The 13,890-nt window shown below is 40.7% G+C and carries 11 protein-coding genes and 1 pseudogene; 5 read left to right on the forward strand and 7 right to left on the reverse strand.

Annotation, left to right across the window (positions count from 1 at the left end):
- Positions 1–99: 99 nt before the first annotated feature.
- Positions 100–591, forward strand: coding sequence for a hypothetical protein (locus tag AC504W_RS27615; protein ID WP_494875455.1), 492 nt, complete (start codon positions 100–102; stop codon positions 589–591).
- 114 nt (positions 592–705) lie between these two features.
- Here the strand turns inward: AC504W_RS27615 and AC504W_RS27620 are convergent, their stop codons facing one another.
- From AC504W_RS27620 to pilM, 4 genes and pseudogenes are all read right to left on the reverse strand, one after another.
- Positions 706–3,120, reverse strand: coding sequence for a secretin GspD/PilQ domain-containing protein (locus AC504W_RS27620; RefSeq protein WP_494875456.1), 2,415 nt, complete (start codon positions 3,118–3,120; stop codon positions 706–708).
- A 109-nt stretch (positions 3,121–3,229) separates the two neighbouring features.
- Positions 3,230–3,994 carry a pilus assembly protein PilO gene (locus AC504W_RS27625; protein ID WP_494875457.1) on the reverse strand — a complete coding sequence of 255 codons (765 nt, stop codon included), beginning with the start codon at positions 3,992–3,994 and terminating at the stop codon, positions 3,230–3,232.
- Positions 3,991–4,756, reverse strand: a pseudogene (locus tag AC504W_RS27630) (PilN domain-containing protein). The gene AC504W_RS27625 and the pseudogene AC504W_RS27630 overlap by 4 nt, the downstream one beginning before the upstream one ends.
- A gap of 4 nt (positions 4,757–4,760) precedes the next feature.
- A complete protein-coding gene (gene pilM, locus AC504W_RS27635; RefSeq protein ID WP_494875458.1) occupies positions 4,761–5,867 on the reverse strand; it encodes a type IV pilus assembly protein PilM in 1,107 nt (368 codons plus the stop codon).
- 140 nt (positions 5,868–6,007) lie between these two features.
- Here pilM and AC504W_RS27640 point away from each other — a divergent pair, with 140 nt between their 5' ends.
- On the forward strand, positions 6,008–7,306 hold the full coding sequence (locus tag AC504W_RS27640) for an ABC transporter substrate-binding protein (RefSeq protein ID WP_494875460.1): 1,299 nt from the start codon (positions 6,008–6,010) through the stop codon (positions 7,304–7,306).
- Between the two features lie 52 nt (positions 7,307–7,358).
- On the opposite strand, the gene AC504W_RS27645 is transcribed toward AC504W_RS27640, so the two are convergent.
- The 3 genes from AC504W_RS27645 to AC504W_RS27655 form a co-directional block, all read right to left on the reverse strand.
- Entirely contained in the window at positions 7,359–8,621 is a 1,263-nt protein-coding gene (locus tag AC504W_RS27645) for a bifunctional folylpolyglutamate synthase/dihydrofolate synthase (RefSeq protein WP_494875461.1), read from the reverse strand.
- Positions 8,622–8,741: 120 nt separating this feature from the next.
- A complete protein-coding gene (locus tag AC504W_RS27650; RefSeq protein WP_096581838.1) occupies positions 8,742–8,867 on the reverse strand; it encodes a photosystem II protein Y in 126 nt (41 codons plus the stop codon).
- Between the two features lie 176 nt (positions 8,868–9,043).
- Entirely contained in the window at positions 9,044–9,571 is a 528-nt protein-coding gene (locus AC504W_RS27655; RefSeq protein ID WP_494875462.1) for a gamma carbonic anhydrase family protein, read from the reverse strand.
- A 242-nt stretch (positions 9,572–9,813) separates the two neighbouring features.
- Between AC504W_RS27655 and AC504W_RS27660 the strand changes: the two genes are divergently transcribed.
- The 3 genes from AC504W_RS27660 (at position 9,814) to AC504W_RS27670 (ending at position 13,864) form a co-directional block, all read left to right on the forward strand.
- A complete protein-coding gene (locus AC504W_RS27660) occupies positions 9,814–10,326 on the forward strand; it encodes a TIGR02652 family protein (RefSeq protein ID WP_096581840.1) in 513 nt (170 codons plus the stop codon).
- Between the two features lie 85 nt (positions 10,327–10,411).
- Positions 10,412–10,855: a VOC family protein gene (locus AC504W_RS27665; RefSeq protein ID WP_494875464.1), complete on the forward strand. Its 444-nt coding sequence runs from the start codon at positions 10,412–10,414 to the stop codon at positions 10,853–10,855.
- Between the two features lie 150 nt (positions 10,856–11,005).
- Entirely contained in the window at positions 11,006–13,864 is a 2,859-nt protein-coding gene (locus AC504W_RS27670) for a M16 family metallopeptidase (protein WP_494875465.1), read from the forward strand.
- The last annotated feature ends 26 nt before the right edge of the window (positions 13,865–13,890 follow it).

Below are 13,890 nucleotides of genomic sequence, written 5' to 3' on the forward strand. Positions count from 1 at the left end.
AGATACTAAAATAAAACCTCTAAGTTATCTATATTTGAATCATAACTTTGCTGCCCAAATCCAGCAAAACTGAACTATTGATTTCTAGGTGTTTCAAACATGAACTCGCTACATATAACGTTCGCACAACATTTAAATTTTTCCCAAGCACAACTAGAATCGATATTGTCAAAATCGCTGAATGAAGTGCTTGTTTTACCTGAATTACAACAAGAATTAGCAGATTTAGATATTAGCTTGCTCAAGCAAACATTACCAACAGCCGGAGCAGTTCTAGCCCAAGAATTACCACCTTTTTACAACTGGCTAAAAAATGAGTTAGGCGTTAAACGTGTTCCCGCAAGTCCAGATCACGCAACAGCATGGGTAATTGGTTTTATCAACAATCAAGAAAGTTTAACTCACTTAGTTGAATTACACCGTCCAGTACCTCATCCGGCCTTAGAAACTTCAGTTCCCCGCTTGATAAGTTTATTTGATGGTGTAGAAGATGCACGAGTGAGAAAAGAATGGCAAAAAGCGATCGCAGCTTTATGCTTAGTTTTGGTAGTTGATGCTCGTGAACAAGATAGAATGTCTGTTGCAGCGTAAAACTGTTCCTGCATCGACTCAATTTTGACTGACTTCATAAACAAATAGATATCCGACTTCTTCAAGAAGTCGGATATCTTTGCTTTTCGTTGATATTATCGTTTTTCTAACAGCTTACCTTTTAGGCGCACTCAAACCACGGCGCTCAAGAATTTGCCGCACCTCTGGGCTAGGAGTATAGTTATAGCCGTAAGAAGAGTTCTCCGAATCATCCATAACTTGAGGTGTGAGTAACACAATTACCTCATTACGCTGATTATTTTTGTTTGTTCTTCTAAACAGTGAACCAATCAGTGGTAAATCTCCCAAAATAGGAATTTTAGAAACAGTTACTCTGTCTTGGTCTTGAATAATCCCTGAAAGAATTAATGTCTGACCATCACGTAAACGAATCAACCCAGAATTGAGCGATCGCTCCGAGACTAAAAATATAGTTTGCCTACTACTTCCTCCAAGATTAATTTCCGCTGAAGATTGTGGAGCTTTGACAATAGGTGCTACAGATAATGAAACAAAACCATTGTCATCAATTCTGTCAACTTTCACAGCTAGAGTTAGACCCACACTGGTTTTCTCAGCAGTAACTGTTTGTATGGCAGTATCAGCACCACGAGTTACTTCATTTTTAATATTTCCTACGACTTCTTGAGTTAGATTGACGTTAGCAGTTTGTCCTTCTTGGACAATTAATGTTGGGTCTGTCAAAATCTTGGCATTACCACTTGTCACCTGAGCTTGCAAACTAGCTAAGAAACGTTTGGGGAATTGAAATAAAGTTGGCAAAGAGGTAGTAGCTGTACCAAGAGCGCCTTGTGAAACCGTCGATGTACCATCAGCGTTTCTTGTAATGACAGTATCTGTCGCTGGAGTGATATTGGAAAAACCTGGTTGTAAAGGGTTTCCTGTAGGTGCAATAGGTTGATAGAAGGTAGCAGATCCTGAATTAGCTACTCTGGTGACGTTACCATTTGCGTCTACTACTACAGTACCTGGGCTAGTTCCTGGAATAGATACAGTATTATTTGGATCTAAGAAGGGCGATCCTTGAACTGGGTTTGTAATGACTGGTGTACTAGTTACACTGCTGCTTGCTTCAGCACTAGTAGCTGGTCGAGAACCCCCAAAATTCAAAGATGCAGCACCGCCATCATTCACAAAAAAGTTATTGCCAATACCAAAAGAAAAACTGGTGTTAGTGTTATGAGTATTTAAAAGGTTAACATCGACAATTTTGACGTTAACTGCCACTTGACGACGACGAATATCAAGCTGTGTTAATTGAGAAATTGCTATATCAATCTGTTTGGCAGGGCCAATTAAGGTTATAGAATTTGTTCGTTCGTCTCCTAATGCCTGTAAACCTCGTAATAAAGGTGTTGTGTATTTAGAATCATCAAGAGTGAGACGTTCAATTCTTGTTTCTGTTGTTGTCTGACTTTGAGTAACTGGGTTAGCGCCAGCGCCCACAGGCACAGCAGTAACATTGGTTACTTGACGTTCTCTGGTGACTGCACTTTCAGCCCCCATCCCAACTAAAAAGTTCAACGCAACTCCCACGTTTACCTGATTTAGCCGCAAGCTACGCACAACAACATCACGAGTTGAATTAGGTAGTTTAGTCCCAACAAAAACTGTACGACCATTGCGGTTAGCTTCTAAACCACTTAAACGCAAGACATAGTTAAACACATCTTGTACAGGCTCGTTCTCTATATCTAAAGAGATTGTTTGAGAGCCTGCGGCAGTAGGAGCAGCACCTTGCTGGCCTCCAGCAGGATCACCACTGATATAAGCCAAATTCAGATTAGCTGCACGAGCCAAAAGTGATAAAACTTCCCGCACTGGTGCATCTCGCAGCACCAACCTAGGAACACGTTCTTGGGTTCCTAAATCAATCACACTCGGAGAAGCATCTGTAGCCGAAACTGCAATATCTCCCACCGGTGGCGCGACGGCTCTAGGCAAAAAAGGCGGAGCTTGGCTGGCTGGTTGACCAGGGCCAGCGGCTTGAGCAGTTCTGCCATCAATACTAATTTCTGGGTTAGGAACAAGAACATCTGGCTTTTGATTTGGTTGCACTGGCACAGGCACATTTGCAGATGGCGCTGATGCGGTGGTTCCTGTTGATGGGGTAAAGCCGAGGGTGATTCTGTCATCTTTTCGCACTACTGGTTGGCCACCTGGTGCATCGTTGTCACCAGTGACTATCACCCGAATGCTATTAGCATCTAGTTGCACAACTTCAACAGAAGCAATTCCCGATGCAGGTTTATCTTGACGGAAGTTACCCCTTTGTGGTAAACGTAGTTGAGCATTAATAATATCTGAAACTAAAGTTTTACCTCTTTTAGTCGTAAAAACTTGTGGGCGAGAACCTAAAGATGTTTTTAAAACAACGTTAATGCCGCCATCAACAGCATTTAACTTGACATCATTAACTTGCGTTACCTGCGCCCACCCTGGTTGTGCTGCCAAAAATGTCAAAGCAGCAGCACCCAACATTAATCTATTACCGTGAAGCTGTTTCACAGTTCATTCCTCACTTTATAAACATTTTTAAGCAACACTTGTTGAGACAAAGTACTCAACACTCATAACTCAGTACGAGCTAAACGCACCGCTACCGCTAACAGCACTATCATTTAGGCGGCGCTTTAGGCACGGCCGCAGCCAATTCTTCTGGCGTAAGTGGTATTAAAGCCTGTAATTGGAAAGATGTAGTAATTGGCGGAGGCCCTACTTGACGTATGACTTTGCCTGATTGGGTATTAGCTTGTACTGGAGCTAATACTGACTGATAATCTCTAACTATTAACAAAGGCTGTAAACGCTCTATATTTCGCAGAATAGATTGAGTTTGCTCATAAGTACCAACAAACTCGACATTTATGCTTATACGTTTCAGTTTGTTATCGACTGCTACACCCAAAGAGCCATCTGTAATCGGTTCTGCTTTATTGGTCGTTGGTGTAAACTTTTGGAGTTTGGCTTTAACAGCATTAGGTGGAACTTGAGCATTACCAGACTCAACTAATCGATTTAAATCTAGTAGCAAAGTATCTAAAGTTTTTTCGTTAGAAAACAAGCCTAAAACCTGAATTTTTTGTTGTTTTGCATCAGCCAAGTCTTTTTTTACTTGGTCGATTTGTTTGAGGATGGCTTTTTTCTGGTCAATTTGGCCTTGTAGTTCCCCACTTTTTGCTTGCTGCTGTTGATAGTTGTCCCATGCTGGCATCACCATGTTGAGCAGTATAAATAAAGCCCCAAACAGCCCCACTACTCCCGCGATTATGCCAATAATTTGGGGAGTGAAGCTAATACCAAACACTACGGGGTAGGGCGATGCACCTGAATCAAATTCCTCGCCCTGATCGGCGAAATTCAAATCTTCACTCAGCGTCATTTCGGGATGACTCCTGTTTGTTGCATAGTGCGAATTCGAGCTACTAGTCCTATCGTGCCTTTTTGTTCTAACTCCCTGACTAATTCGGAAGCTGGAACATCACTTAAACTCGATTGGATGGTGTATTTAACTATTTGCGGCGGTTTGATGGGAACTTTAGATGTATTCGTAGTTGGTGGTAGCGGTGCATCTATTAAGCTTGCAGTGGTAATTCTGCTGTCTGAAGCTTTCAAAAATTGAGACTGTTGCAGACTCAATAAGAAGTCATTGACATCGTTAAAAGACCGCGCTACTCCGGTGATTTCGATCCCACCAGCTGGATTACTTGGAGGTTGGATCTTCTGCGGCTGGCGTGGGTGGAATTTGTTTGACGTTCTCAATTTGTACTGCACCGGGAATGCGATCGCGCAAATCTTGTAACATTGCTGACCAAGGCCGAATTTGGTCAAATACAGTTACTAAACTTTGGGTTTCCCCTTTAACTGCATTCGTTTCTTCCTTGATTTTGTTAACATTTCCTATTTCTGTGTCTAATTTAGTGACTTCTTGCTGTAGCTGTGCTATGTTCTGCTCTAGTTCACCATTTTTACTTTGCAGTATCCACCAACCAGCCCCTGCAAAAATAGGTAAACATAAGCCTAATCCAACTCCCAAAAAAATTGGTTTAGGATCTCCCGCCGGAAGTTTTCGACCCCCTTTTTTGTCACTTTTATTTTGATAAATCGGGCGGTCTTTGAGAAAGTTAACATCTAAACTGTACATTCCGTCATACCTCCCGCATTCCCAGCCCAAGTACAATCGCTAAACCAGAGCGTTGTAAAGCTGGATATTTTTGTTCGTCAACTAGCAAAGATAACGCCCCAACCGGATCTATTTGAGTCGTTGGCAAACTCAAGCGTTGTGTAAAGAACTCGTCTAGCTGTTGCAGTCCGCCACCTGGCCCAGCTAAAATAATCTGCGCTATTTCTAAATTTTCACTCTGATTCAAGTAAAAATCGATAGAACGGCGCAGTTCATCTGTGAGTTCTCCCAAAACTCTCATCATCGCTGCCATACCAGGGTTAATTCCTGTAACCCCAGTTTGCCCACCATCCATAGGAGTCGCAGGAATAGTCATTTCCTGTAAAAGTTCCATATCTCGTGATGTGGGTAAACTCATAGCCCTTGCTAAGGCTTCTTGCATTTGATAAGTGCCAATTGGCACAGTCCGTGAAAATTGTGGAACTCCATTCACAATGATGGCAATTTCTGTACTGTCAAACTCAATGTCAACCAGTACCGCCGCTTCCTGTGGGCCAAATTGCCGCAGTTGGTCACGGATTGTCCGAATCAGCGCAAAACTGTTAATCTCTAAAACATCGATTTGCAATCCTGCCTGCTCAAACGTACTTAGATATGTATCTGTCACTTCCTTGCGAGTAGCAACTAATAATACCTGTACTTTTTCAATGCCATCCTCATCTACAAAATACCCAAGTTTTTGATAATCTACATCAGCCTCCTCACGGGGATATGGTAAATACAAACCAGCCTCATGATTTAACACCATGTCACGTAATTCTTTGTCATCTAACTCAGCTGGCACTGGGATAAGACGTACGATAGAATCTCGTCCAGGTACACCGGTAGCAACACGAGAAGCCTTGATTTTACTTTCAGCCAAACCTTGCTGAATAATTTGCGCCATTGTTGGGGGGTCAGTAATTTGACCATCTGTCACCACACCTTCGGGAACTGGTAAAGATGTCAAAGATTCTAGTTTTAAACCTTGGCGCATCTTGCGTAACTGAACGATATTTACCCGTTCTGAAGCAAGTTCGATGCCAACCCCTTTATTAGATTTGCCAAACAGACTATTGAAGCTTTTCACCACAGTTCCGCCGGACTACTAAAATTGAAAATTTAAATTGTCAACGCAGTATATTGCGTCTTTACGGGTAATTGATTTAGCCTATAATCTCGTTAATTCTCCATAAGCTTTTCATTTCTATCAAGGGTGAAAATACTGGTAAAATGATTCGATTGCAAAAATTCAAACAACTAACAGCTTGGGCAATAATTGGTTTATTGACCAGTTGGATTGTTAGTTGCAGCACAGGTAACGTCGGCACAAGTTCAAAACAAGCGACAACGGAAGTAGCCAATATTGAGTTTTGGACTATGCAACTCCAACCTCAATTTACTGACTACTTTAAAACTTTGATTTCTAATTTTGAGTCACAAAATCCCGGTGTAAAAATTAACTGGGTTGATGTGCCTTGGTCTGCTATGGAGAACAAGATTTTAACAGCTGTCTCCGCAAAAACGCCACCTGATGTTGTTAACCTCAATCCAGATTTTGCATCCCAACTAGCAGGACGAAATGCTTGGTTAGACCTAGATACCACGATTCCCCAAGATGTGCGTTCTGCATATTTACCCAACATTTGGAAAGCCAGTACACTTAATGGCAAAAGTTTTGGAATTCCCTGGTATCTCACAACACGGCTAACTATTTATAACACTGAATTATTAAAACAGGCAGGTATCAGTAAACCACCGGCTACATACGCAGAATTAGCAGAGGTAGCACAACAAATTAAAAATAAAACTGGTAAATATGCCTTTTTTATCACTTTTGTACCGCAAGATTCCGGGGAAGTGATGGAGTCTTTGGTACAAATGGGTGTGACTTTAGTTGATGCTGAAGGTAAAGCAGCTTTTAATTCACCACAAGGTAAAGCTGCATTTCAATATTGGGTTGATTTGTACAAAAAAGGACTACTACCAAAAGAGGTACTAACCCAAGGTCATCGTCATGCTATTGATTTATATCAATCTGGTGAGACTGTATTTTTAGCTTCGGGGCCGGAATTTCTGAAAACAATAGCTAATAATGCCCCAAAAATTGCTCAAGCTTCCGCTATAGCACCACAAATTACTGGCGATACAGGTAAAAAAAATGTAGCGGTGATGAATGTAATTATTCCTCGCGCTACTAAACATCCTGATGCGGCTACTAAGTTTGCTTTATTTGTCACGAATGACGCAAATCAATTAGCTTTTGCTAAAGCTGCGAATGTTTTACCTTCAACTACTAAAGCACTATCTGATAGTTACTTTAAAGATATGCCAGCCAATGCTTCTACAGTTGAAAAAGCCAGAGTTATTAGTGCCACACAATTACAACAAGCTGAGGTTTTAACACCAAAACTAAAAGATTTCAAAAAATTGCAAAAAGCGATTTATGATAATTTGCAAGCGGCTATGTTAGATCAGAAAACTGTTGATAAAGCTGTTGAAGATGCAGCACAACAGTGGAATAATCGGTAAATTAGCAAGATTCAGATACCCGACTTCTTAAAGAAGTCGGGTATCTTTTTGTTTACGCAGGATTTAATGTACCTAAAAAATGACCAATTAAATACAGAGAACCACATAAAACTACTAAATTATTTGTGTCAGTAAATGCAGATTGTAAGGCGGATGTTAAATCATGATTTGTTTGACAAAAAGATAGTTCAGGACAAATATTAGTAGCTAGATTTGCTAATTCTTGAGGATTGGCTGAATTAGGATCTGGAACTGGAACTAAATATAATTTATCGCCGCTTTTTAGCAAAGCTTGAAAAATATCACTATGCTCTTTTGTAGAGAGCATTCCCATGATCCAAGTTACATTTTGATGATTTAAACTATCAACATAATTACGTAATACTTGAGCCGCTGCGGGGTTATGTGCGCCATCAATTAATAATTTATGGTTGTGCCAAGTTAGCCATTGCATTCTTCCTGGCCATTTGGTTTTTGCCATACCGTTGATAATGGCTGATGTAGCAATTTGCCAACCTTGTTGTTGGAGAATTTCTAAGGTTGCTAAGGCTAAAGCGGAATTAGCTAATTGAATTTGTCCTTGTAACGGTAGAGGATATTGAATTGAATTTCGAGGATTTTGAATTGTCTGATATTCTGCCCAGCCTGGAGAGATTGGCAGTGCAGGCTGGGGTGCAAATATTGGGCATTGTAATTCTTCGGCACGCGATCGCACAACTTTTGCGGCATCGGCTGGCAATGAACCCATGACAACCGGACACCCAGGCTTGATAATTCCGGCTTTTTCTCTAGCAATATCGGCTACCGTTGGCCCTAATTGTTGCCAATGTTCGCGGCTAATGGAAGTAATCACTGTCACCAAGGGTTCAGAACAGACATTAGTCGCATCTAAACGGCCACCTAACCCAACTTCTATTACTGCAATATCAACTTGTTGCTGGGCAAAATACAACCAAGCAGCTGCGGTAATAATCTCAAATTGAGTGGGATATTCGTCATCAGGGGAAACAGCAGCCTGGACTTTTTGCAAAAGTTGACTCAATTCCTCTGAAGAAATTGGCTGTTCATTGATACAAATCCGTTCTGTCCAATCAATGAGATGGGGAGAAATGTAACGCCCTGTGCGATAACCAGCTTCTGTCAGCACTGAAGACAGATAAGCACAAACAGAACCTTTACCATTTGTACCAGCAACATGAATCACCGAGATGCGATCGTGAGGATTGCCAAGGTTTGCCAATAGTTTGAGAATACGTGAGAGTCCCAGATTGACACCAAAATGTTGCAAGGGTTGAAGTAAAGAATCGATATTCACAAATGAAGTATGAAGTGTGAAATTTTATTTTTTAACCTTCTGCCTTCTGCCTTCTATCAACAAAACCGACTGCCCTTTACCAGAAACAGTCGGTTTGAAGGTGCTAATGTAAATTTATGTTTAGGCTTCTCTGTTTAAAAAGTTTTGAACTTGTCTCAAAGCTGCTGCACCAATGTTAAACACAGCCCAGCCAGCTGCAACAGCGATAGGCGCTAAAACGATCGCTACACGAAAATCGATATCCATAATTTAGAACCCCTCTGTTAAGTAGAAATTAAAGTTTTATCAACTCTTCTAATTTTTATTTTTAGCCGAAGTGGGCATTTTTTCCAACTTTATATGTAAAGAAAGATTACAGAATGGTCAATAGTTGTTTGTCAATAGTCATTTGTCATTTGTTATTCTTCATGTTTCTTAGTCTTTTACTGTTGGTGAAAACCAAGATCATTGCCCTTACCAGCATGAACTAAGGCTAACTTTTTGTAACGTTCAGCGTGTTCGATTAGTTCTGCGGCTTCGGTTTCGCTTAGTTGACGTAAAACTTTACCAGGAATGCCCACGACTAAAGATAAAGGAGGTACATCTTTTGTCACAACTGCGCCTGCACCGATAATACTGCCGCTGCCCACCCTGACACCATCTAAAACTACTGCCCCAATGCCAATCAAACTGCCACGTTCAATATAGGCAGAATGTATCACAGCACGATGTCCTACAGTCACATGATCTTCTAAAATGGTGGGCAAACCAGGGTCGCCGTGGAGAATGGCTCCATCTTGGATATTTGTGCATTCACCAATTTCAATACGCTCTACATCTGCCCTAATGACTGCTCCATACCAAATACTGGCTCCTGCTTGGATTTTCACAGAACCGATGACAACAGCATTATCTGCGACAAAGGCTGCTGGAGAAAAATCAGGAGATGGCCAGTAAGAAGCAGTAGACACGATAGAATAAGAATATGGTACCCAGGAACACTGGAGAAACTCCAACCGTTGAGGGACTGGTTGCATAACCAGAATATCATGTTGTTAGGCCTCTACACTGAGGAAAACACAGTCTACAATTGTTCTAAACTGCAAATACGTTTCCGTGCAGTTACAAACAATTCGCCCAAAGTGGAGGAGCCGAAGTGTAAAATCGAACCTAATGGTGCTAGTGAAGAAGAAATTATGTTTGTACGCACTTCATGATTAATCCAGGTTTGCAGTACCCAATATTTGGTCACGAAATTCAGTGTCCCCATTGTCGGCAAACTATTCCGGCTTTGACACTTACAGATACCTATCTTTGTCCTCGTCATGGCGCGTTTGAAGCCAACCCTACGACTGAGGAGTTAATTCATCTACAGTCAGGTCGTCATTGGCGCAGATGGAATGGGGAATGGTATAGACAACACACTCATCCTGATGGGATACGGTTTGAAATTCACGAAGCTTTGGACAAACTGTATACCCAAGGCTACCGAGCGACACGGGTAATTATTGCCAGACGTTATCAGGAGTTGATGAGTGGTTATTTAGAACGCAGCACTCCTTGGCGTTCTGGACAGCCAGAGACTACATCAGCGCGACTTTATGGCTTACCAGTAGAATTTAGTCCCGATTCCACAGCAGAACCTTGCTGGGAAGTGATTAATTTCGATCTGGAAAAAGAGCCGGGGGTTCCTGTACGCTACCCTTATTTCAGGTTGTTTGAATAAGAGTCAGTGGTCATTGGTCAATAGTCATGAGTAAATGCAAATGACAAAGGACAAATGACCATTGACAATTGACTATTGACAAATTATGCACCACGCCTCTATCCGCACTGCGAATATTCATCAAGCGATCGCTTTTTATGAATTGTTGGGGTTTACAGTATGTGAACGCTTCACTACAGGCTATACCCTGGCTTGTTGGATGGAAGGATTAGGCGGACGAATTGAACTCATTCAAATTCCCCAACCAAAACCAGCACCAGATGCTTTTGATGATGAGCATTATGTGGGGTACTATCATTTATCCTTTGATTTAACAGAAGTCACCCCAGATTTACCTAGCTGGCTGATAGACTTAAAAACACGCTTTGCATTGGCAGCACAAAGCCAGCCAGAACAATTATTACCCCTCAAAGTTCTTTTAGAACCAACACAACAGCAAATAGGCGATCGCATCTGGGAAGTAGCTTTTATTGCAGACAGTGATGGTTTACCTTTAGAATTTATTCGGACTTTAAATAAACTCGGTTAAATAAACTTGCCTCTTTATATACTTTTTGTTGTTAGACTAATTTTTCTTTGGTAGTGTCGCTGATTTCAGCGATCCCTAAAAAAGAATAGACTATTACTAATTACGCTTATAAGTGTGTAATTAGATTTAATAAATACATCTACCAAAAAAATGCTTCGGTTTTTTATAGGGTATAAATATCGTTGGTCATTATTACTGTTAAGTCTCTGGATAATTACAGTATTTTTGATAGCTGATCAACCAGCTAACAGCAAGTATACAGCTACATTAAAATCTCAAAATATTAAAACCAACTTGATTGCAACTCATATAAATTCTTCAACCATAACAGCAAACGTGCGTAAAACCATATTAGAAAATGGTCTGATTGTTTTAACAAAAGAAGTACATACTGCACCAGTTGTGAGTGTGCAAATGTGGTACAAAGTCGGTTCACGCCATGAAGCACCAGGAGTAAATGGTATTGCACATCAACTAGAACACATGATGTTCAAAGGTACAAAAGACCGTCCAGTTCAATTTGGTAGGTTATTTAATGCTTTAGGTAGCGACTCAAATGCTTTTACTAGTTACGACCAAACGGCTTACTATAGCACTATAGAACGAGATAAACTTAAAGCATTGTTAGTTCTAGAAGCAGATAGAATGCAAAATTCTCTCATTGAGCCTGAGCAACTAGCAAGTGAAAAACGGGTAGTAATTTCAGAATTACAAGGCTATGAAAATAGTCCAGAATATCGCCTCAATCGTGCTGTAATGCACGCAGTATTTCCTAACCATGCTTACGGTTTACCTGTTGGTGGTAACAAAGCAGATGTAGAAAAGTTCCAAGTTGAACAAGTACAAGAATATTATCGGAAATTTTATACTCCTGATAATGCTGTTTTAGTGATTGTCGGAGATTTCCAAACAACGAAAACTCTAGAAACAGTCAAAGAGATATTTGGTAAATTACCGAAGAGTCAAGAGTCAAGAGTCAAGAGTCAAGAGTCAACGGTCAATGGTCAATGGTCAAAACTCAGCACTCCCATCTTACTCAGAGAACAGGGAGCAGCAGCGATGCTACAAGTAGTTTATCCATTACCTAATTTAAATCACCCAGATATTCCTGCTTTAGAAGTGATGGATTACATTTTGACAGAGGGAAGGAATTCACGGCTTTATCAGGCGTTGGTGGAATCTGGTTTAGCGAGTGAAGTAACAGCATCTGTCGCTAGTTTGCGAGATGCTGGCTGGTATGAGTTGTTAGTGACAGCAGATGATCATCAAGATCTGAAAAAGATTGAAACAGTATTAAATCGTGCGATCGCTAATTTAGCGCAAAAAGGGGTGAAGGCGGAGGAAATTACTAGGGCTAAAATGCAGGTAGAAGCTGGAGTGATTTTGAGTAATCGTGATATTACCAGCCAAGCAATGCAATTAGCTAACGATGAAACAACCGCTGGTGACTATCGTTATACTGAACGTTATTTAACAGCTGTTAGTCAAGTTACAGGTGCGGACATTATTAATGTAGTTAACAAATACCTGAAACCAGAAATGCGTGTAGTCGGCTTATTCCAGCCAACTGAGGAAAAAATCACGGAAACTGGTAAAAAAGTCAACTTCAATCAAACTACAGAAAATTTAGCTGCTACTACACCTGTACCCGCATCAGAGGTAGATAAATATTTACCATCATTAGAAGAAACAACGGACGCTATTAAGCAAGTTTCTCACAATGGCAGTCACAACACTTCTAACCCTGCTCTACCAGAGAAATTCACCTTAGCTAACGGTCTGCAAGTATTACTATTACCAGATAAAAGTACTCCTACCATAACTTTAAACGGCCACATCAAAGCGGGAACAGAATTTGATTTAGAAAATCAAGCGGGAATAGCATCTTTCGTCGCTGATAACTTAATGAGTGGGACTAAAGCCAAAAATGCCTTAACTTTGGCTAAAGCCTTAGAAGAAAGAGGTGCATCGCTCGATTTTACCGCTTATCGTGAAGGTGTCAGGATTGAAGGTGATAGTTTAGCAGCAGACTTACCTATTTTGATTCAAACCTTCGCAGATGCTGTGAAAAACAGTACATTTCCTAAAAAAGAATTGGAATTAAATCGTCAGCAAGCTTTAACAGACCTCAAACAAGAACTCGATGATCCCGCTGAAGTAGCTAAAAGAATTTTTGTCCAATCAATTTACCCGAAACAACATCCCCTGCATACTTTCCCTACTCAAAAGAGTCTACAAAGAATTAAGCGTGAGGATGTCATTGCTTTTAAGACAAAATATTATCGTCCAGATACAACAGTGCTAGTTATAGTGGGAGATTTTGAACCTACTCAAGTGCGATCGCTCATCCAACAAGAACTAGGAGACTGGCCAGTTAGTGGTCAACCACCACAGCGACAATATCCAAAGGTGAATTTACCAGATAGTGGGTTAAGTGTAAACCCTGTGATTGCAGGTAAAACTCAAGCCATTACTTTTATGGGTAGCACAGGGATTAGCCGTCAAGACCCACGATATTATGCAGCTGTAGTATTAAATCAAATTCTGGGAGGCGATACATTATCTAGTTATTTAGGAGCAGAAGTGCGCGATCGCCAAGGTTTAACTTATGGTATATATAGCTACTTGCAAGCGCAAAAAAATTCTGGGACATTTTGGATTGAAATGCAAACTAGTTCTGAAGATAGTAGCAAAGCGATCGCTAGTACCCGCAAACTCTTACAAGAAATTCATCAGCAAGGTGTCACAGCCAATGATGTAGAAACAGCTAAAAATACCTTAATTAGCAACTATAAAATTTCCCTCGCTGACCCTGAAGAATTAGCACATACAATTCTCATGAATCAGGTACGGGGAATGGACATAACAGAACTAAATTCCTTCGCTGATAAAATTAAACAAGTTACCCTCGCCCAAGTTAATCAAGCCGCCCGTGAGTTACTCCACCCAGATAAAATTGTGGTAGTTACAGCTGGGCCTGCTGTTGTTGCAGATAAAAATCATCATTAATCATTAATGGTCAATGTCATTTGTTT

Source organism: Nostoc sp. C96 (genome assembly GCF_059384975.1).